The sequence below is a fragment of the Flexivirga sp. G2 genome, from assembly GCF_055397625.1.
In genome coordinates, this window is record NZ_AP039675.1 from 1,538,590 (window position 1) to 1,557,560 (window position 18,971).

Below are 18,971 nucleotides of genomic sequence, written 5' to 3' on the forward strand. Positions count from 1 at the left end.
GGTTCGACGAACTATGACCACCACTGCTCTCCGCAGGATCGCTTTCGGGACGGTGCCCGCCATACTCGTGGCCGGAGCCCTCGCGGGCTGCAACGACAGCGCGCCCACCGTGCAGGCGCCGGCGTCGACGGCGAACGCCGCCACGGACACCGGTGTGCCGACCGCGGCGTCGACCGGCCAGAGCACCGACGAGCCGGTGCCGACCGACACCGGAGTCCCCACCGTCTCCGCTGCGCCGTCCTCGTCAGCGACGACCGGGGATCCCGCCAAGGTGTGCAACGACACCGACACCTTCCTGACGCCCGGCGCGGTGGCGCCCAGCACCAAGAAGGCCAAGTGGGGCAAGCCGCTGGACCTGACCCAGAAGTATGGCGGCACCGTGAGCATCACCCCGCAGCTCCCCACGGTGAAGAAACCGTCCGGGGACGACATCTTCGGCCCGCAGAAGGGCCAGGTCAGCCTGCTGATCAAGGTGACCGTGAAGTACAAGTCCGGTGATCAGAGCAGCATCGCCGGCATCTACTTCACGCTGCGTGACACCAACAAGAACGTCTGCAACTACGCCTCGCTGAGCCAGGCGGTCCCGAAGCAGGAACAGTTCGACGACGGTGACGTCAGCAAGACGACCAAGAGCTACAGCGGCACGCTGGTCTACGAGGTGCCGGCCAACCAGGACTACAAGAAGTACACGCTGCTCTACCGGGCCGACGACTTCGACAACAAGACCACTGACGCGCCGGTCGCGTGGACCGACTGAGTCCAGCGCCCGCGCTCAGCCCCGCTGACCTCGAACGCCGCAGCCGGCTGCGGCGGATGCGGCTGGTGGCGACATCCCTGCTCGTCCTCGCGGCGATCATCTTCGTCGCCACACACGGGCATCACGGAGCGTGGGGTTATGTGAACGCCGCCGCGGAGGCGGCGATGGTCGGTGCGGTCGCCGACTGGTTCGCGGTCACGGCGCTGTTCCGTCATCCGCTCGGCCTGAAGGTGCCGCACACGGCGATCATCCCGGAGCGCAAGGACAGCATCGGGCACAGCCTCGAGGACTTCGTCACCGACAACTTCCTCACCGCCGAGAACGTTCAGCAACGCCTGGCCACCGCGCAGGTGCCGATGCGGGTCGGCCGCTGGCTGTCCGACCCGGCCAATGCCCGCCGGGTCGTCACCGAGTCGGCCCCCGCGCTCGCGAAGGGCCTCGACTCGATCAGTGATGCGGAGGTCGGCGACTTCCTCGGCCGGGTCCTGCTGCCGCGCCTCGCGCGCGAGCCGGTGTCACCGCTGCTCGGCAGCCTGCTCGAAGGCATCGTCAACGACGACTCGCACCGCCAGGTGGTCGACCTGGTCGTGCGCGAACTGCACGACTGGGTGCGCGACAACGAGACGACCGTGACCTCCCTCATCGGGAGTCGTGCGCCCTGGTGGTCACCGCGCTGGCTGGACGACACCGTCGCCGGACGACTGCACGTGGAGCTCGTGCGGTGGCTGGCCGACATACGCGACACACCGGACCATCAGGTACGCCGCGCCGTCGACGACCTGCTCGCCAAGCTCGCCGACAACCTGCAGAACGACCCGGCGACGATGGAGCGGACCGAGCAACTCAAGGTCCGCGTGCTGTCCCACCCGTCCGTCGGCGACTCCCTCGTCGGCATGTGGCAATCGGTGAAGCGGGTCGTGGTCGAGTCGCTGGAGGACCCGGAGAGCGACCTGCGCGAGCGACTCGTGCGCGCCCTGACCGACCTGGGCGGCCGGATCGTCACCGACGACAACCTGCGTGCCTCGCTCGATCGTCGTCTCGGGGAGATCTCCGGACACGTCGTGACGACATACGGCCACGAGATCTCGACGGTCATCTCGCAGACGATCGAACGCTGGGACGGCGACGAGGCCTCGAAGCGGATCGAGCTGCACGTCGGCCGGGATCTGCAGTTCATCCGGATCAACGGAACGGTGGTCGGCGGACTCGTCGGCCTGCTCATCTACTCGCTGGCGCAGCTGCTCTGAGGGTGCCTTCGCAACCGATGCGAAGAGAGTCGCCACTTTGGGCGTGTTCACCTGCTGTTTGCGGTTATGTTGTCTGGACTTTGCCGTAGACAATCGCAGGGCGCGACCACGCTTTGCCATGAGAGGTGGCTGCCGGATGGCCTCGTTGCGACGACGCGTCATTGACCGGATCCCGGAAGGGTCGCGAACCAGGCTGCTGGGAGCGCGACAAGCCGTGCGTGAGCTCCGTGGTCAGGTCACCCGACCTGCACACGGCGCGCCGGTCGTCGGGATGGTCGAGCGTATGACGGAGACCCAGATCTCGGGCTGGGTGATGGTGCCGGTCAAGACCCCGCCGCTGCCGGTCACGTTGCATCTGGGTTCGATCACGCTCTCGACCACCTATCCGACCGCCGAGGGGGCACTCTCCGCGATGGTCGTGACCAAGGAGGACCAGGGTCCGCCGACCGCCGAGGACGCCGCGACGCACAAGCGCGTGGTCGGCGCCGGGGTGACCGCGGGCCGTTCGGACGGCCGCCGCAACGTGCGGACCGGCTACGAGGCGCGCGCGTTCACCTTCCAGGTCAGGGAGATCTGGCCGTACCTGAGCTCGGGCGATCGGGTGACGGTGAAGTTCGACGGCCAGCCGGTGCCGATCGCCGGCCACGGGCTCTACCTGCGCGCTCCGCGGAACGGCACGTCGAACCTCAAGACGTTGCAGCAGCGGCTCGATCAGGGCTACATCCTGACGCAGACCGGCCGAGTGATCTTGTCGAAGCGGCTGGATCAGGAGTGGCAGCAGCGGGTTTCCGGCATCTACACGAAGGTGCGCGAGGTTGTCGCCGCCGAGTTCGGACACGACGTGTTCGTCGTCTACGGCACACTGCTCGGGTCGGTGCGCGAGGGCGGCTACATCGGTCACGATGCCGACTTCGACTCGGCGTTCATCTCCGAGTTCCGCACCGGGCCGGAGGCCGCCGACGAGCTCGTGCGGATCGCGCTCGCCCTGCTGCAGGCGGGTCTGGAGGTCGACATGCGGCAGCGGGTGCTGCACGTGCACGATCCGGAGGACCGCAAGTTCCGCATCGATCTCTTCCATCTCTACTTCGACCCCGAGGGGCGACTGCGTTTCCCCTGGGGTGTGGCCGGATCGGGCACCTACACCACGGCGGACTACCAGGGCACCGAGTTCGTGGACTTCCCCGGCGGGAAGGTGCTGCGGCCGAAGAACCCCGAGCCACTCGTCGCGCACATCTACGGGGACGACTGGCGCCTGCCCAAACCGGGCTTCCACTGGTCGCACGCGCGCACCGACGTTGCCGACGACGGCGTCCTGACCATCCCGCAGCGGGACCGCGTCTACTGGTCGAATTTCTATGCGCGCCATACGAATGCGGTCGGTTCGACCTTCTTCGACGAGGTCAGCAAGCTGGAGAACCTGCCCGAGGCGGTCATCGACATCGGCTGCGGCGACGGCCGGGACTCCTGCGCCTTCGCCCAGGTCGGCCGGCACGTCACGGGCATCGACCAGTCCGGTGTCGCCGTCGAGGGTGCCACCGCCCGCGCCGAGCAGCTCGGGGTGTCCGACCGCGCCACCTTCGAAGTCTGCGACGTGTCGGACTCCGAGGCCCTGGAGAAGGCGCTGCGTCAGTTCCGGGAGCAGCACGACGGCGCCGCGTTGTTCTACCTGCGCTTCTTCCTGCACTCGATCAGGGCCGAGGTGCAGGAGAACCTCCTGTCGCACATCCGGTCCGTCGCCCGTGAGGGCGACCTCTTCGCGGCGGAGTTCCGCACCGACGAGGACGAGAAGCTGAAGAAGACCTTCGGCAACCACTACCGGCGCTTCCAGAACGCCGCGGAGTTCCGCACGTCGCTGGAAGAGCGGTTCGGCTTCGACGTGGTCACCGACCAGGAGTCGGATGGGCTTTCCCCGTATGGCGACGAGGACCCGATCCTCTACCGAGTGGTCGCTCGCTTCAGCGGATAGCCGGTCACACCTGCTGCACACCGTCGGCGCCGATCACCGCTCGGGTGATCGGCGCCGACGTGTCGTTCCTGGCAGGTGGGCGGTCAGGCCGCGTCGACCGTGAGCTCGGCGATCGTGGTCCACGGCTTGCCGTTCTGCTCGCTCAGCGCCTGCACCATGAGGTAGCGCGCGGTGACGGGCTTCGGGAACGCAGCGAACTTCGGCTGGAAGCCCGACGGCAGTGTGCCCGTGGCCACCGGCCTACCCCAGGCGGTCACGTCGTGCGAGAGCGCGACGTCCGGGTCGTCGGTCGCGTAGACGGCATACTTCGCGATCTGGCCGTTGACGGCTCCGGGGTTGGTGCCCTGTCGCGGCAGGAGGTGTATGCCGCAGACGGAGCGACGTGATCCGAGGTCGACCGCGATCTCGTGGGGCAGCGGGACGTCGCCGGCCGACCAGCCCGTGCCCCAGAAGGTCGAGGCGTCGCCGTCGATCGCGTAGCGGCCGGGCGAATCGTCGCCACTGGTCTCCTCACTGTCCACCCAGAGCAACGACTTCGGGCTCTCCGGCTCGGCCGTGCACGACGTCGAGCCGGCCATCGGAGTGACCCGGGTGTAGCTCGAACCCCGCTGGTGCCAGGTGACGTTCGCTCGACAAAGCTGCTCCGGCGGCCTTCGCGGCTGGTGCCGCCGGCGAACTCGGGTCGACGCGGCCGTCACTTGTGGTGCGGTCGAGCACTGCCTGCCCCCAGTCGTCACCGTGAGGGTATGACGCCAATCTCCTTGAGTCGGCAGGGAATTCATCCGTCGGGGATGTCAACCGTCGGGAAGTTCAGTCGCCGGTCGCTCGTCGAACCGGACGAGTGCGAGGTGCAGGGTCTCGTTGGTCGGGCCGGCGTAGGGCGCCCAGTCTGGCGCCGCGCCACTGCCACCCACGGCCGGCCGATAGGGGCGGAACTCGGAACGCAATCGAGTGCCGTCCCGTGCCGTGAACACGACGCCCGCCGGACTGCTGGGGTCACCGACCATGACGAATGCACCCCGGTGATGTTCGTCGTGGTGGAAGGGACAGAGCATGACCATCCGATCGGCATCGGTACGTCCGCCGTCGATCCAGTGGTCGAGGTGGTGGCATTCGAGATGATGTCTCGCCAGGCACCCGGGGAACCGGCAGCCGCGGTCGCGGTCCTCGAGTAATCGCCGGGTCCGGTCGGGGACGATGCGCTGGGCTCGACCCACATTGACCGGCTTGCACTCGGTCTCCCAGATCGGCTGGAGGACCCCGTCACAGAGGACGCGATCGAGCAGTGCGGGAGGGACTGCGGAGCCCTTGGTGAGCCAGCCGTGGCCCTGCGTGTCCAGGTGCAGATAGACGCGGTAGCGGCCGGCCCGGGAGTGGCCGAGTGGCGCGCCGTCGTCGAGCGAACGCTGCGCCATCAGACTCATGGCCTCGCCGAAGGACGCTCCGTGGTGGGTCTTCGCGGCCGTGCCCGCGTTGTCGCCACAGGGGGAGTCGGATGTCGTGGTGTGCAGACGGAAGAGCGTGTCCTTTGCTTCGAGCAGGGCCTGCTCGACCAGGGCGCCGAGGTCGGCCGGCGCGTCATACGACAGCCTGAATCGGCCCTCGACATATCGCATGTCGAGTGTTGGCGGCGCTGTCACCGGATCGAATGCGCCGGGCGCTCGCTGCTGCGCCGCGTCCGAGGCGATGTCCACGAGGTCATCGTCGTCGGCGTCGGTGCCGTGCAGGACGACGCTCCCGGCTTCTTCCGCTGCGTCGGTGTTCGCCGCGTCGTCGAGCTGGAAGTCGTAGCGGCACAACGCTCTTCGCAGCTGGGTCACCGTTGTGTATGACGCGAACTCGGCCACGTCCGCGTCATACGCAGCGGGGGTGTGTTTGGCGACGACGGCGGCCTGACCGAGGCTGAGCCGGCCGCTGTCGAGCAGGGTCTGCATGGCCGGCAGGTCGGTCGATCGCTCGGCGATGCGGACGATGTCGTGGGCCGATGACCAGGTCAGTCCGGCGTATGCCGTGAGCCAGTGCTCCGGAGACTTCAGGCCCGCACCACACCACAACTCGTCGGCCAGCACCCGGCGCACCAAGGCCACGAGACGGGCGTGACCATCATTCAGTTGTGCTGCCAGGGCGGCCAACTCGTCACGCGCGGCGGACATCGCGAGGTCCGACACGGACGTGGCCCAACCGCGGCCGACGGCTGCCGCACCGGGACTCGTCTCGCGTGCTTCGATCATGTGTTCAGTCAACCACGGGGCACCGACAAGGGGTCGCGAGCTGGCGTCGCCAGGGCCGGGGGCACTGCGCGATCGCGCCGGAAGTCGTGCAGTTGCGCCACCAGCACGATCAGCACCGCGGCGAGGAACACCAGCTGCAGCACGGTTCGCGGTAGCAGGGTGTCGTCCCAGCGGAGGTCGGTGCCGGTGAGGGCGTGGTGGACGTTCGCCGGGAACATCGCGATCAGCAGCAAGGCCAGGCCGCCGGCCGCCCAGTGCCGCAGAGGCAGCACGAACAATGCCAGGGCCCCCGCGATCTCCAGGACACCGGTGAGCGTGACCAGGGCGCCCGGAGCCGGCAAAGCGGGCGGCACCATCTCGATGAGTTCCGCGCGCATGCCGACGAAGTGCGATGTGCCGGTGGCGAGGAACATCACCGTGACGCCGCCGCGCACCGCGACCGGCCAAGGGCGCCACGACGGCACCCATACCCGGCCGATCAGCGACACGACGAGTGTGGTGGCGAGCAGGAAGGTCAACGGTTCCATGGCCGGCTCCAGACGTATGGCGAAACTTGTCAGTGAAAAGATAAAGTCGTTCGCGTAATCTTGTCAATGCATAGATGGAGTCGATAGGTTGTCGGCGTGCCTTATCACCACGGCGATCTGCGCCGAACGTTGCTGGCCGTGGCGGCCGACGCCATCGCCGAGACCGGCGTCGCGAACCTGAGCTTGCGCGCGCTCGCGAAACGTGCGGGTGTGTCGAATGCCGCCCCGACCCACCACTTCGGTGACAAGGCCGGCCTGCTGACCGCGCTGGCGACCGAAGGGTTCGATCTGCTCGCCGGCGAACTCGCCACCGACGACGGTGGGGGAGGCCGCTCGCAGACCGGGGATCAGGGCGACGCCCCGAGCCTGGCCGACATGGGCGTCGCCTACGTGCGTTTCGCCCTGCAGCACCCGTCGCATTTCGCGGTGATGTTCGAGCCGAGCCTCCATCACCCGGAAGATGCAGACCTGCTCGCGGCGCAGGCTCGCGCGGAGGCCGCCCTGGCGGCGGGCGTCGCGGGCGCCGTACGTGCGGACGATGGTGAGCCGGACGACGCAGCGCGAATCGCCGCGTGGGCATTGGTGCACGGCTACGCGACGCTCGTTCTCAGTGGTGCGGTCGAGGTGCCCGATCCGGTCGCAACGGCGCGCGAAGTGACCGGCTACTTGGCAATCAGTCGAGTTCCTCGTGTCTGACGGCACACTCGTCATACGACCGATGGCGCCGGGCGATCGGGACGAGGTCCTCGCTCTTGCCGACCGACTGGCGCTCGGCGTTGCTTCGTGGCGAGCGTCCGACTCCGTGTTGCGAGCGGTGCGTTCGTGGGTCGTTGGAGACCTCGAGACGGTGGGCGAGGATCTGATGGTGTTTGTCGCCGCAGACGCCACGCAGGTCGTCGGCTTCGTGTCGATCGGCGAGAATGTGCACTGGACCGGTGAGCTCGACGCGTACATCGGTGAGCTCGTGGTGCGAGAGGGTCACGAAAAGCAAGGCGTCGGAACGCGATTGGTCCGGCGGGCAGAGCTGTGGGCGGCAGAGCGCGGGTTGCGACGCATCCGCTTGTCGACGGGCGCCGCGAATGCCGCCGCCCTCCATCTGTATGACGCCCTCGGCTATCAGCGCGAGGACGTCACGCTGAGCAAGCGTGTACCTGGATCTCCTGACCGTCGACGTCCGTGATCGTGGCGAAGTCACCGAACTCGGACTCGTTCAGGGTCGCCTGCGCACCGGCGGTCGTCGCGCGCTCGACGATCTCGGGCAGTGGAGTCGTCGTCTCGAACGTCAGTTGTATGGCGAAAGGGCCTGGCACGATGGGAAGTTCGTCGGTGTAGACGTGATGGAGTCCGACGGCGCCGCCCGGGTCGGGCAGGGTGAGTTGGGTGAAGTCGGGCCCGGCCACGCCGACCACGGCGAAACCGAGCGCCTCCAGCAGTCGCCGGTCGGACGCCTGGTCGTCGACGAAGCGGATGGGTGTGACGCGCAGGTCGCCCGCGTCCGGCCCGGGCTCGACGCCGGTGCTGGTGTAGCCGTAGAGATCCTCGGAGCGACCGTTGATGGTGAGCTCGTCCTCGCCGGACGTGATGGTGAGCGCGCGGCCGTAGGCCTCGTCGTAGACCATTGACTCCTCCAGATGGCCGGCGCTCCCGAAGCCGCTCGCGGTGAGTCGTCGCGCGAGGTCCTCCAGGGCGTCCGTCTCGAAAGCCAGGCAGGTCTGTCCCTGGCGCGCGCCACTGGTCGCGCCCGATGCCGAGTGCAGGGCGACCGATCCGGTGCGGCCGGCGAGCACGACCCAACCGCCCTTGTCGCTCGTGATGCTGACCGCCAGGCCGAGTGCGACCAGCAGTCGGCTCATCGCCTCGACGTTGTCGGTGAAGCGGATCGGTTGCACGGTCAGGCTCATCGGGTGGCTCCTTCGGCCAGGTAGTCGCGCAACGCCCGCTCGACGAGTGCGGACAGGCTGAGGCTGTCGTCGATGGCGCGATGCTTGACCTCGCGGATCAGGTCCGCCGGCAGGTAGACGTTGAACTGCGTCTTCGGTTCCGGCTGGGAGGTTGCTGGCATGCTAGCAACCTAGGTCGAATGGCATCGCAGGTCAACACCGCCGCATCGTTCGTATGACGGTCAGCGCCGCAGGTCGAGCACCTGGAAGACCTTGTCGAATCGACGGTCAGGGTCCGGTGCGACGAAACCCGGCAGACGGCCGTACTCGGTGAACCCTTCGGACAGGTAGAGTCCTTCGGCGCGGGTGTTGTCGCCGCGGAAGTCGATGGTGAGTTGCTCGCAGCCTGCCTCCCGTGCGGTGCGGATCAACTCGCGCAGCAACGCGCGGCCGATGCCGAGGCCGGCGAATTCGGTTGCTACTGCGAGGCGTTCGAGGTCGGCGTTGGCGCGCAGGGTGGGGCGTGCGTAGCGTCGCCAGTAGCCGAATCCGGCGATATGTCTGCCGTGAGTGTCTGTCTCGCGACTGCGCGCCACCAGGACGCGGGCGTTCGCCGGGCCCGCTGCGACGAGCGAGCGCAACAGGTCGCCCACCTCCTGCTCTGGGGGCGGCCTCGTCCAGCCGAGCGCGGCGTCGCCGCGGACCAGTGTGTCGAGCAGGGCCGTGATCGCGCTCAGGTCGTCCGCGTCGATGCTCGCGAGTGTTTCGATCGTGGCCGGCACGTGCGTCATGGCGCCATTCTGTCCCTCCCAGGGCGTCGGCTCGGCGCGCGCGGCTCACGCCATACATAACATTCTGAGGCGTCCAAAGGTAGAGACGGTTATGTATCGACACCTGGACCGCGCTAGCATCGCGACCAGGTCATGAGTGTCAGCGTCACAGCCCCGGCTCGCTGACCGGCAACCCTCCTCTCGCGGTGGGGTGCCCCGGGTGAGGACCGGGCCACCGGTGCAGATCGCCGAGTGGCAAGCGCGGGCATCACGAACGTGGGTCCGCCGCCGAGGGCGGTGCCATCCGTTCTCGGCGATAGTCGAGCACGGAAGGTCATCTCAGCATGAGCGACGACACCCCCAACTGGTCCTTCGAGACGCGGCAGATCCACGCCGGGCAGACCGCCGACCCGGCGACCGGTGCGCTGGCGTTGCCGATCTACCAGACCACGTCCTATCAGTTCAACGACACCGATCACGCCGCAAACCTGTTCGGGCTCAAGGAATTCGGGAACATCTACACCCGACTGATGAACCCGACGACCGACGTCGTCGAGAAGCGCATCGCCGACCTGGAAGGCGGCGTCGGCGCCCTGCTCGTCGCCTCCGGGCAGGCGGCGGAGACGTTGACGTTCCTCAACATCGCCGAGGCCGGCGACCACATCGTCGCCAGCCCGAGCCTGTATGGCGGCACGTTCAACCTGCTGAAGCACACGCTGCCCAAGCTCGGCATCCAGACCACCTTCGTCGAGGACACCAGCGACCCGGCCAGCTGGGAGGCCGCGATCCGGCCGAACACCAAGCTGGTGTTCGCCGAGACCATCGCCAACCCCAAGCAGGAGATCCTCGACATCGCGACGGTCGCGGGCATCGCGCACAACCACGGCGTCCCGCTCGTCGTCGACAACACCGTCGCAACGCCGTACGTGCTGCGCCCGATCGAGCACGGCGCAGACATCGTCATCCACTCGGCGACCAAATACCTTGGCGGACACGGCACTTCGATCGCCGGCGTCATCGTGGACAGCGGCAACTTCGACTTCGGCAAGGAGCCGGAGAAGTTCCCCGGTTTCAACACGCCGGAAGAGGCCTACCACGGTCTGGTCTACGCACGGGATCTCGGTGTGGGCAGTGAGCTCGGCGCCAACCTTGCCTTCATCCTGAAGGCTCGGGTGCAGTTGCTGCGCGACCTCGGCTCGGCCGTGTCGCCGTTCAACGCCTTCCTCATCGCACAGGGTCTGGAGACCCTCAGCCTGCGGATCGAGCGGCACATCTCCAACGCTCGCAAGGTCGCCGAGTGGCTCACGCAGCAGGAGCAGGTCGAGTCGGTGGTCTGGGCCTCCTTGCCGGACAGCCCTTACAATGCGCTCGCCCAGAAGTACACGCCGCTGGGCTCCGGTGCGGTGCTGTCCTTCGAGATCAAGGGCGGCATCGAGGCCGGCAAGAAGTTCGTCGAGGCGCTCACCCTGCACTCGCACGTCGCCAACATCGGCGACGTCCGCTCGCTGGCGATCCACCCCGCCTCGACCACGCACTCGCAGGGTCCCGACGAGGACCGCCTGGCTGCCGGTGTGACGCCGGGTCTGGTGCGACTGTCGGTGGGCATCGAGCACGTCGACGACATCATCGCCGACCTCGAGCAGGGCTTCACCGCGGCGAAGGGCTGATCACAAGAAGTCACGAAAAGGGCCCGGCCGGCATACGTTCTCGTATGTCGGCCGGGCCTTTTCGTGACCATGTGTTGGTCTCGATACATGCTCGTTCCTCGCCCTGCTCGACCCGCCTGGAATGAAAATCGGTTGACCCTCGAACGTGTCGACCGGGAAGGTTGGCGCACACGCACCGACGACATACGTCGTCCCGAGGGAAGGAGTCAGTGATGGCAGAAGGACAGGGCGCCATGCCCACTTCCGGACTTCTTCTCGATCGGAGCACCACGTATGACGCAACACCCGGAGGCAGCAGCCTCCTTCGCTGACACCCGTTTCGCCTTCGACTACCAACAGATCGGTGAGCTCGACCCCGACCAGCGCTGGTCGACCTGGGGGAGCTGCCAACCGCTGAGCCGGGGACCGCAACCCTGGCCGGACTGGATCATCACCGACGACGCCGCGGTCGACACCGAGCTCGGCATCCTCAAGACCGGCAAGGAAGCCGACGTCTTCCTGCTCGAGCGTTCCGCCCCATTGGACGATCGCTCGGTCGTGCTCGCGGCCAAGCGCTATCGGGACTCGGCACATCGCACGTTCCACCGCAACACCGACTACACGGACGGTCGCAAGCTGCCCAAGAAGGGCGGCCGCGAGGCCCGTGCCATGGCCAAGAGCACGACGTTCGGCAAGTCCGTTGCGGCGGGTATGTGGGCGTGGGCCGAGTGGGAGTCGCTGGTGCGCTTCCACCAGGCGGGGCTGCCCGTGCCGTATCCCGTCCAGATCGACGGCACCGAGATCCTGATGGAGCTCGTCCTGGGTGCGGACGGGTCGCCGGCACCGCGCCTGGCTGCCACCCGGCCGGACCGGAAGCTGTTGGAATCATTGTGGTCCCAGCTGACCGACGCGATCGGTGGACTCGCGTCATTGGGCTGCGTCCATGGCGACCTGTCGGCATACAACCTGCTGGTGTCGGGGGAGCGGTTGGTGATGATCGACCTGCCACAGACCGTCGACCTCTTCGCCAACCCGCACGGCATGGAGATGCTGCAGCGGGACTGCACCAACGTCGCCACTTGGTTCCGGGCACGAGGCCTGGAGGTCGACGGCGAGGAACTCTTCGGCGAGGTGGTGGCGCGCGCCGTCTAGCGCCGGGGGTCACCGGGTGAAATGCGTGCGACGTATGCCGCGGACGTTTGCGACAATGAGCACGATCACCATGACTTCACCTGACTCCTCCGCGCCCTCGAGCCGCCGGTCCCGTGGCCGTGGCGGGCGCGGCGCCAGTGGGGGGCGGCGTCGCGGCAACGGTCGCCCGCCGCGCGAGACTCGCGAATCACCCGAGCAGCGGGCTGCACGGCACGAGCACCGGCGCGCCCTCGTCCCCGCGATCAGCTACCCCGAGCAACTGCCGGTCAGTGCGGCCAAGGACGAGATCGCGGCCGCCATACGCGACCATCAGGTGGTCGTCATCGCCGGTGAGACCGGGTCGGGCAAGACAACCCAGCTGCCGAAGATCTGCCTCGAGCTGGGACGTGGGCTCGACGGACTGATCGGGCACACCCAGCCACGACGCATCGCTGCCCGATCGGTGGCCGAGCGAGTGGCCGAGGAACTGCACGTCACGCTCGGCGAAACGGTCGGCTATCAAATGCGATTCGCCGATCACACGAGCAAGGACTCGCTGATCAAGGTGATGACCGACGGCGTGCTGCTGTCGGAGTTGCAGCGGGACCGCGACCTGCGCCGCTACGACACACTCATCATCGACGAGGCGCACGAGCGGTCGCTGAACATCGACTTCATCCTCGGCTACTTGCGCCAACTGCTGCCGCGACGCCCCGACCTGAAGGTGATCATCACCTCGGCGACCATCGACCCGCAGCGGTTCGCCGACCACTTCACCATCGACGGGCAGCCGCCGGTGCCGGTCATCGAGGTGTCCGGGCGCACGTATCCGGTGGAGATGCGCTACCGCCCGCTGGTCCGGATGGAGGGTGAGCAGGAGGTCGATGTCGATCAGGTCACCGGCATCACCGACGCAGTCACCGAGCTGTGGACCGAGGCGCGGGGCGATGGCGGACCGCAGGATGTGTTGGTGTTCTGCTCCGGGGAGCGGGAGATCCGTGACGCAGCCGACGCGCTGACGGCGCTGGACCTGCCGGCGACCGAGGTGCTGCCGCTGTTCGCGCGGTTGTCCGCAGCGGAGCAGCACCGTGTCTTCAAGAGGTCCGGCAAACGGCGGATCGTGTTGGCCACCAACGTCGCCGAGACGTCGCTGACCGTCCCCGGCATCCGGTACGTCGTGGACACCGGCACCGCCCGCATCTCCCGCTACAGCCAGCGCACCAAGGTGCAGCGGCTGCCGATCGAGCCGATCTCCAAGGCGTCCGCCCGGCAGCGGTCCGGCCGGTGCGGACGTGTCGCCGACGGTGTGTGCATCCGGCTCTACTCGGAGGAGGATTTCGACGCGCGCCCGGACTTCACCGAGCCGGAGATCCTGCGCACCAACCTCGCCTCGGTCATCCTGCAGATGACCTCGCTCGGTCTGGGCGACGTCGCGCGCTTCCCGTTCCTCGAGCCGCCGGACTCCCGCCAGGTGACCGATGGTGTGCGGTTGCTGGAGGAACTCGGCGCCATCGAGGCGCGAGGCACACAGCAGCGTCGCCGCCTGACGCCATACGGCCGGACCATCGCGGCCCTGCCGATCGACCCACGGCTGGCGCGCATGCTGATCGCGGCGGCTGAGAACGGCTCACTGCGCGAGGTGTTGATCATCGTCGCCGCGCTGTCGATCCAGGATCCACGCGAGCGACCGGCGGACGCACAGGCACAGGCCGATCAGTCGCATGCGCGGTTCAAGCACGAGACCAGTGACTTCCTCAGTCTGCTCAACCTGTGGAACTACCTGAAAGAACAGCGGAACACGTTGTCCAGCAGCGCTTTCCGGCGCATGTGCAAGCGGGAGTACCTGCACTATCTGCGCATCCGGGAATGGCAGGACCTGCACGCACAACTCAAGCGCGTCGCGAAGCAGCACAACCTAACCCCGAGCGACAACCCGGCGGGAGAGGATGCCGTGCACCAGGCGTTGCTGGCCGGTCTGCTGTCGCACATCGGCCTGCGTGATCCCGACAAGCGCGACTACCAGGGCGCTCGCGGTGCGCGCTTCTCGATCCAGCCGGGCTCCACCCTGTTCCGCAGGCAACCCGACTACGTCATGTCGGCTGAACTCGTCGAAACCACCCGCCTGTGGGCGCGCACCAACGCACGGATCGACCCGGCCTGGGCCGAGCGGCTCGCCATACACCTGGTGAAACGGCAATACGCAGAACCACATTGGTCGCGCAAGCGTGGCAGTGTGATGGCCGCCGAGCGCGTCACCCTGTATGGCGTCACCCTCGTCGCAGGCCGGCAGGTGTCCTACGCGAGCGTCGACCCCGAGCTGTGTCGTGAGCTCTTCATCCGGAACGCATTGGTGGAGGGCGACTGGGAGACCCGCCACCGGTTCTTCAAGGACAACCGGCAGCTGGTCGCGCGCATCGCCGACCTGGAGGCACGTGCCCGGCGCCGCGACCTGCTGGTCGGCGACGACGAACTCTTCGACTTCTACGACGCCCGGATCCCCGAAAGCGTCGTGTCGGCAACGCATTTCGACACCTGGTGGAAGACCGAGCAGCGCACGAACCCGAAGCTGCTCACCCTCACCGAGGACGTCCTGCTGCGCGACGACGCGGACGCGGTCGACGCGACGGACTACCCGAAGACGTGGCGACAGGGTGATCTCAAGCTGCGACTGACCTACCAGTTCGAGCCGGGTTCCGACGCCGACGGCGTGACGGTGCACCTACCGATCGAACAACTCAACCAGGTCGTCGACGAGGGCTTCGACTGGCTGGTGCCTGGTGTGCGCGAGGAGCTGGTGACCGCGCTGATTCGCGCACTGCCCAAGGCGATTCGTCGCAACTTCGTGCCGGCGCCCGACCACGCCCGGGCTGTGTTGCCGGCGCTCGACCCGGAAGCGGGCCCGATCACCGACGAGCTCGGCGTCGCGCTGCGTGCGCGGACCGGCGTCGCCATACCGCCGCAGGACTGGGACTGGTCGCGCGTGCCGGACCACCTGCGGATCACCTTTCGGGTGGAGGACACCCGCGGCCGCAAGCTCGACGAGGGCAAGGACCTGGCCGCGTTGCAGGAGAAGCTGGCCGGCAAGGTTCGTGGTGCGGTGTCGAAGGCTGCCGCCGATATCGAACGCACCGGGCTGACCACCTGGGACCTCGGCGAACTGCCGGCCACTTACGAGCAGCGCAGCGGCCGGCGTACCGTGCAGGGGTTCCCGTCGCTGGTCGACCACGGCGACAGCGTCGCGCTCGAGGTCCTGCCCACCGCCTCCGAGCAGGCCCACGCGACGCATCTCGGTATTCGCCGGTTGGTGCTGCTCGGCGTCGACGTGCCGTGGAAGCGGATCGAGAGCCTCTTCACCATGCGCCAGCGGCTGGCGCTCGGGAACAACCCGCACGGCAGCACCCGCGCGCTGATGGACGACGTGCTCGCCGCCGCGGTCGACGACATCATCACCCGGGATCTGCCCGCGGGCACTGTCCGGGACAAGGGGCAGTTCGACGAGGCGCTGCGCGTCGTGCGCCAGCAGATCGCGCCACGCGTCGTGTCGGTCGTCGAAGACCTGGCGCCCGCGCTCGACCACGCCCGCGAGGTCCGGCTGGCGCTGGACGCGATGACCCAGCCGTCGGTCGCCCAGCTCCGGGCCGAGTTGGAGCAGCAACTCGCCGCTCTGGTGCACCCGGGGTTCGTGGCCGAGACCGGTGCGGGCCGGCTGCGGGACCTGGACCGCTACCTGCGCGGCATGCTCGAACGGATCGCCAAGGCGCCCTCGGACCTCGAACGCGACCGGCAACGGGCCGAGGACGTCGCCGTGGTCGAGGCCGAACGTCGGAAGCTGCTCGCGAACCTGCCGCAGGCCCGCCATACCGATCCTGACGTCGTGGACCTGCGCTGGCAGCTCGAGGAGCTGCGGGTGAGCCTGTTCGCGCAGCGGCTGGGGACCGCTCGACCGGTTTCACCCAAGCGCATCTACCAGGCCATGGACGCAGTCGAGGATGCCGCCGGGAAGTGACCTCGGCCGCGCAGGGAATCCTGCAGCAGCCCGTGGCGTTCCCCCTTGTGAAGCCATCAACTCCAGGAGTATGTCGTGCAAGACCCGCGTGAGCTCTACCAGCTCGAGACCGACACCCACGCCAGTGCGCTGGGCGCGCACACCATGGTCGTGTCGCTCGGCGGACTCATCGACGCCGGCAACACCCAGCAACTGCTGACGGCCCACCTGCTCGGCACGCTCGAGCACACCGTCGTCGCTTCGTTCGACGTCGACCAGTTGATCGACTACCGCGGTCGCCGCCCGGTGATGACCTTCGACCGCGATCGGTTCACCGAATACGCCGACCCGTCGTTGCTGCTCTACCGGATGCTCGACGCCGAGGGCACGCCGTTCTACCTGCTGGCCGGCCCGGAGCCGGACTATCAGTGGGAGCGGATGATCGAGGCCATCCGGCAGCTGATCCGCCGCCTCGGCGTGCAGCTCGTGGTCAGCGCGCAGGGCATCCCGATGGGTGTGCCGCACACCCGCCCGGTCGGTATGACGCGCTTCGCGAGCAAGGCCTCGTTGATCCCCGAGAACGAAGCCCTCTTCGGGTCCGTCCAGGTGCCCGGTTCACTGGACAGCCTGATGCACCTCCGGCTCGGTGAATCCGGTGTCGACACAGTCGGTTTCGCCATACATGTGCCGCACTATCTGGCGCAGATGGACTTCGGCGACGCTGCCGTCGAGGCGCTCAATGCGATCACCGGGCTGACCGGCCTGGACATCCCCGTGCACGAGTTGTCCGCGCTGGCCGGCCTGCACCGTGCCGAGATCACCAAGCAGGTCAACGAGAACGAAGAGGTCGGCGACGTGGTCCACGGCCTCGAGGAGCAGTACGACGCCTTCACCGAGGGCTTGCGGCGACAGAACCTGCTGGCCACCGAGATGGCCGAACTGCCCAGCGCCGACGAGATCGGCGCCGAGCTGGAGAAGTTCCTGCGCGAGGAGGAGCCGGACGAGGCCGACGACCACGGCAAGGGGTCGGACGGCCCGGACTTCCTCAGATAAGCGGGTTGAGTAGCGGGGGAGCGCAGCGGCGGAGCGTATCGAAACCGCTTGCTAGTCCTTGGCCTCCGACCAGCGGTGTATGACGCGGGTGTCGGCGACGAACCGCACCGGCGCACCGCCGGACCAGCGTCGGGCGGCGGCTTGGAGTGCGTCGTCGACCGCCTGCGCCGCGGCCTGGGCATGCGCACTCGGCGCATGCACCAGCAGTTCGTCGTGCAGGCACAATACGATCCGCCCGCCCAGCGGTCGCAGCGCGTCGCGCACGGTCAACGCCCAGGCCTTGAAGAACTCCGCCGCCGCGCCCTGGACCACCGCATTGCGGGTGAAGCGGCCGACCGCCCGACGCCCCGCCTGGTCGCCGGCCTCCCGGCCGCGCACGAAGCGGCCGCCGTACGTCAGCACCGGATCGCCGCGCTCGCCGCGATCGGCGGCCTCGCGCAGGTACGCCAGCGCTCGCGGGTAGGTGCGTTCCATCCGGGCGAGCGCGTCCGCGGCTGGGCCCGAGGTCTGGCCGTACATCGCCGCCAGGACGGCGATCTTCGCCGCCGGGCGGTCAAGTCGCAGTTGGGCCGCCACCGTCGCGTAGAGGTCATCGTCGGCGGTCGCCGTCGCGAAGTCCGGATCAGCGGAAACCACTGCGAGCACACGGGGTTCGACCTGGCCGAGGTCGGCCCGCACCAGCACGTGGTCCGGCGCGGCGGCGATGCCGGGCCGCAGGGGAGTGGGCAGGCTGTGCAGCCCCGCCCCGGCCGTCATCCGTCCTGCCCCACCATCACAGGCCGTCCACGTGCCACGCAGCCGGTCGTCCGGGCCCACGAAGCGGTCCAGCCACGACCAGCCGTAGGTGGTCGCGATGCGTTCCGCCTTGCGCCAGTCCAGCACTGCGTCCACGACGGGGTGCATGTCGCGGTAGGGCTCGAGATGCCAGGCTCGGGTGTCCTCGACGCGAACACCCAATGATTGCAGCAGCTCTCGCACATGCAGCGGATTTCGCAGGTCGGTCGTGCCACGACCTGGAACATGGCGCAGCACCAACTCGTCACGGGTCGCCCGGATGCGCGCGGCGTGCGCCTCGTCACGTGGCCGGGGGCCGGCGATGGCCTCGATCAGCTCCTCCAGGACGGCGCGATCGACCGGCAGACCCTGCTCGCCGAGCTCCACGCACAACAGCGCAGCACCCGACTCGCTGGCTGCGGTGCTGACCGCGTGCGGCCGCTCGGCGAGCAGCTCCTGCTGTCGGCGGGCTACCGACAGCGCCAGCCGAGCGAGATCGGTCAGATGATCGGCACGCCAATCCGGCTGGGAACACACCGGATTGAGATAGCCGTCGGCTCGCACTGCCGCATCGTCATCGCTCACCACGTCGAAGAGATCGCCCATGACCGGGGCTGGCCGCCCGGCCGGATCGAGCCCGGCGGCGACCGCCCAGACATCCTCCGCGTCCGTGGTGTAGCCCCCGACCAGCAGTCGGTGCGTCTCGGTCAGATCCCAGCAGCGACGCACCATCAGGCCGGCTCGTACGAGCGGAGTGGCGCCCTCGGCAGCGGACCACCAGACCCAACGCGGCGGGTCGGTGGGATCGGCCTCCTCGGCCGAGCGGACGAACCGGATCAGGTCCGCGACCGAGCCGTCGACGGGCACCGAATCGTCGGTGACGCACACAGCGCGATCGCCCTGCACCGCAACGGCATACAGCGAACCCCGCATCGGCGTCGCCTCCTTCGCCATACCCGCCCGGAACCATCATTGCGGCGAGCCCTGACAGGGCCCGCCGCAAT

16 protein-coding genes and 1 riboswitch are annotated in these 18,971 nt (G+C 68.2%); of the genes, 9 read left to right on the forward strand and 7 right to left on the reverse strand.

Annotation, left to right across the window (positions count from 1 at the left end; translation table 11 throughout):
* Positions 1-13 precede the first annotated feature (13 nt).
* From ACZ50J_RS07450 to ACZ50J_RS07460, 3 genes are all read left to right on the forward strand, one after another.
* Positions 14-757 carry a DUF4352 domain-containing protein gene (locus ACZ50J_RS07450; protein WP_464300632.1) on the forward strand — a complete coding sequence of 248 codons (744 nt, stop codon included), beginning with the start codon at positions 14-16 and terminating at the stop codon, positions 755-757.
* Positions 745-2,004: a DUF445 domain-containing protein gene (locus ACZ50J_RS07455; protein WP_464300633.1), complete on the forward strand. Its 1,260-nt coding sequence runs from the start codon at positions 745-747 to the stop codon at positions 2,002-2,004. The genes ACZ50J_RS07450 and ACZ50J_RS07455 overlap by 13 nt, the downstream gene beginning before the upstream one ends.
* A 283-nt stretch (positions 2,005-2,287) precedes the next feature.
* Entirely contained in the window at positions 2,288-3,970 is a 1,683-nt protein-coding gene (locus tag ACZ50J_RS07460; RefSeq protein WP_464300634.1) for a class I SAM-dependent methyltransferase, read from the forward strand.
* Positions 3,971-4,053: 83 nt separating this feature from the next.
* Here ACZ50J_RS07460 and ACZ50J_RS07465 read toward each other — a convergent pair whose 3' ends face one another.
* The 3 genes from ACZ50J_RS07465 to ACZ50J_RS07475 form a co-directional block, all read right to left on the reverse strand.
* Positions 4,054-4,548 (reverse strand): discoidin domain-containing protein, encoded by a 495-nt coding sequence (locus tag ACZ50J_RS07465; RefSeq protein WP_464300635.1) that lies wholly within the window; start codon positions 4,546-4,548, stop codon positions 4,054-4,056.
* Between the two features lie 216 nt (positions 4,549-4,764).
* Positions 4,765-6,201, reverse strand: a complete 1,437-nt coding sequence (locus ACZ50J_RS07470) for an HNH endonuclease signature motif containing protein (RefSeq protein ID WP_464300636.1) — start codon at positions 6,199-6,201, stop codon at positions 4,765-4,767.
* Between the two features lie 8 nt (positions 6,202-6,209).
* Complete coding sequence (locus ACZ50J_RS07475) at positions 6,210-6,728, reverse strand: DoxX family protein (protein WP_464300637.1); 519 nt, start codon at positions 6,726-6,728, stop codon at positions 6,210-6,212.
* A 96-nt stretch (positions 6,729-6,824) separates the two neighbouring features.
* Between ACZ50J_RS07475 and ACZ50J_RS07480 the strand changes: the two genes are divergently transcribed.
* Complete coding sequence (locus ACZ50J_RS07480; RefSeq protein ID WP_464300638.1) at positions 6,825-7,424, forward strand: TetR/AcrR family transcriptional regulator; 600 nt, start codon at positions 6,825-6,827, stop codon at positions 7,422-7,424.
* Positions 7,417-7,908 (forward strand): N-acetyltransferase family protein, encoded by a 492-nt coding sequence (locus ACZ50J_RS07485; RefSeq protein ID WP_464300639.1) that lies wholly within the window; start codon positions 7,417-7,419, stop codon positions 7,906-7,908. Before ACZ50J_RS07480 ends, ACZ50J_RS07485 begins: the two co-directional genes overlap by 8 nt.
* Here ACZ50J_RS07485 and ACZ50J_RS07490 read toward each other — a convergent pair.
* The 3 genes from ACZ50J_RS07490 to ACZ50J_RS07500 are packed head-to-tail and all read right to left on the reverse strand — an operon-like array spanning position 7,859 to position 9,399.
* Complete coding sequence (locus ACZ50J_RS07490; protein ID WP_464300640.1) at positions 7,859-8,629, reverse strand: hypothetical protein; 771 nt, start codon at positions 8,627-8,629, stop codon at positions 7,859-7,861. The genes ACZ50J_RS07485 and ACZ50J_RS07490 overlap by 50 nt on opposite strands.
* Entirely contained in the window at positions 8,626-8,790 is a 165-nt protein-coding gene (locus ACZ50J_RS07495; protein ID WP_464300641.1) for a ribbon-helix-helix domain-containing protein, read from the reverse strand. Before ACZ50J_RS07495 ends, ACZ50J_RS07490 begins: the two co-directional genes overlap by 4 nt.
* A gap of 60 nt (positions 8,791-8,850) precedes the next feature.
* Positions 8,851-9,399, reverse strand: coding sequence for an N-acetyltransferase family protein (locus tag ACZ50J_RS07500; RefSeq protein WP_464300642.1), 549 nt, complete (start codon positions 9,397-9,399; stop codon positions 8,851-8,853).
* 128 nt (positions 9,400-9,527) lie between these two features.
* Positions 9,528-9,646, forward strand: a riboswitch (SAM riboswitch).
* 76 nt (positions 9,647-9,722) lie between these two features.
* Here ACZ50J_RS07500 and ACZ50J_RS07505 point away from each other — a divergent pair.
* The 4 genes from ACZ50J_RS07505 to ACZ50J_RS07520 all read left to right on the forward strand — a co-directional run bounded on the left by ACZ50J_RS07505 (position 9,723) and on the right by ACZ50J_RS07520 (position 17,193).
* Complete coding sequence (locus tag ACZ50J_RS07505; protein WP_464300643.1) at positions 9,723-11,045, forward strand: bifunctional o-acetylhomoserine/o-acetylserine sulfhydrylase; 1,323 nt, start codon at positions 9,723-9,725, stop codon at positions 11,043-11,045.
* Positions 11,046-11,318: 273 nt separating this feature from the next.
* Positions 11,319-12,176, forward strand: a complete 858-nt coding sequence (locus tag ACZ50J_RS07510; RefSeq protein WP_464300644.1) for a serine protein kinase RIO — start codon at positions 11,319-11,321, stop codon at positions 12,174-12,176.
* Positions 12,177-12,246: 70 nt separating this feature from the next.
* On the forward strand, positions 12,247-16,161 hold the full coding sequence (gene hrpA, locus ACZ50J_RS07515) for an ATP-dependent RNA helicase HrpA (protein ID WP_464300645.1): 3,915 nt from the start codon (positions 12,247-12,249) through the stop codon (positions 16,159-16,161).
* Between the two features lie 75 nt (positions 16,162-16,236).
* Complete coding sequence (locus ACZ50J_RS07520) at positions 16,237-17,193, forward strand: PAC2 family protein (protein ID WP_464300646.1); 957 nt, start codon at positions 16,237-16,239, stop codon at positions 17,191-17,193.
* A 51-nt stretch (positions 17,194-17,244) separates the two neighbouring features.
* Here ACZ50J_RS07520 and ACZ50J_RS07525 read toward each other — a convergent pair whose 3' ends face one another.
* Complete coding sequence (locus ACZ50J_RS07525; protein WP_464300647.1) at positions 17,245-18,921, reverse strand: DNA polymerase; 1,677 nt, start codon at positions 18,919-18,921, stop codon at positions 17,245-17,247.
* Between the last annotated feature and the right edge of the window lie 50 nt (positions 18,922-18,971).

Excerpts from the sequence above, each read along its gene's own strand:
- ACZ50J_RS07490 (WP_464300640.1), bottom strand. The coding sequence starts at position 8,629 with ATGAGCCTGACCGTGCAACCGATCCGCTTCACCGACAACGTCGAGGCG.
- ACZ50J_RS07470 (WP_464300636.1), bottom strand. The coding sequence starts at position 6,201 with ATGATCGAAGCACGCGAGACGAGTCCCGGTGCGGCAGCCGTCGGCCGC.
- hrpA (WP_464300645.1), top strand. The coding sequence starts at position 12,247 with ATGACTTCACCTGACTCCTCCGCGCCCTCGAGCCGCCGGTCCCGTGGC.
- ACZ50J_RS07505 (WP_464300643.1), top strand. The coding sequence starts at position 9,723 with ATGAGCGACGACACCCCCAACTGGTCCTTCGAGACGCGGCAGATCCAC.
- ACZ50J_RS07525 (WP_464300647.1), bottom strand. The coding sequence starts at position 18,921 with ATGGCGAAGGAGGCGACGCCGATGCGGGGTTCGCTGTATGCCGTTGCG.
- ACZ50J_RS07510 (WP_464300644.1), top strand. The coding sequence starts at position 11,319 with ATGACGCAACACCCGGAGGCAGCAGCCTCCTTCGCTGACACCCGTTTC.
- ACZ50J_RS07465 (WP_464300635.1), bottom strand. The coding sequence starts at position 4,548 with ATGGCCGGCTCGACGTCGTGCACGGCCGAGCCGGAGAGCCCGAAGTCG.
- ACZ50J_RS07495 (WP_464300641.1), bottom strand. The coding sequence starts at position 8,790 with ATGCCAGCAACCTCCCAGCCGGAACCGAAGACGCAGTTCAACGTCTAC.
- ACZ50J_RS07500 (WP_464300642.1), bottom strand. The coding sequence starts at position 9,399 with ATGACGCACGTGCCGGCCACGATCGAAACACTCGCGAGCATCGACGCG.
- ACZ50J_RS07450 (WP_464300632.1), top strand. The coding sequence starts at position 14 with ATGACCACCACTGCTCTCCGCAGGATCGCTTTCGGGACGGTGCCCGCC.
- ACZ50J_RS07460 (WP_464300634.1), top strand. The coding sequence starts at position 2,288 with ATGACGGAGACCCAGATCTCGGGCTGGGTGATGGTGCCGGTCAAGACC.
- ACZ50J_RS07475 (WP_464300637.1), bottom strand. The coding sequence starts at position 6,728 with ATGGAACCGTTGACCTTCCTGCTCGCCACCACACTCGTCGTGTCGCTG.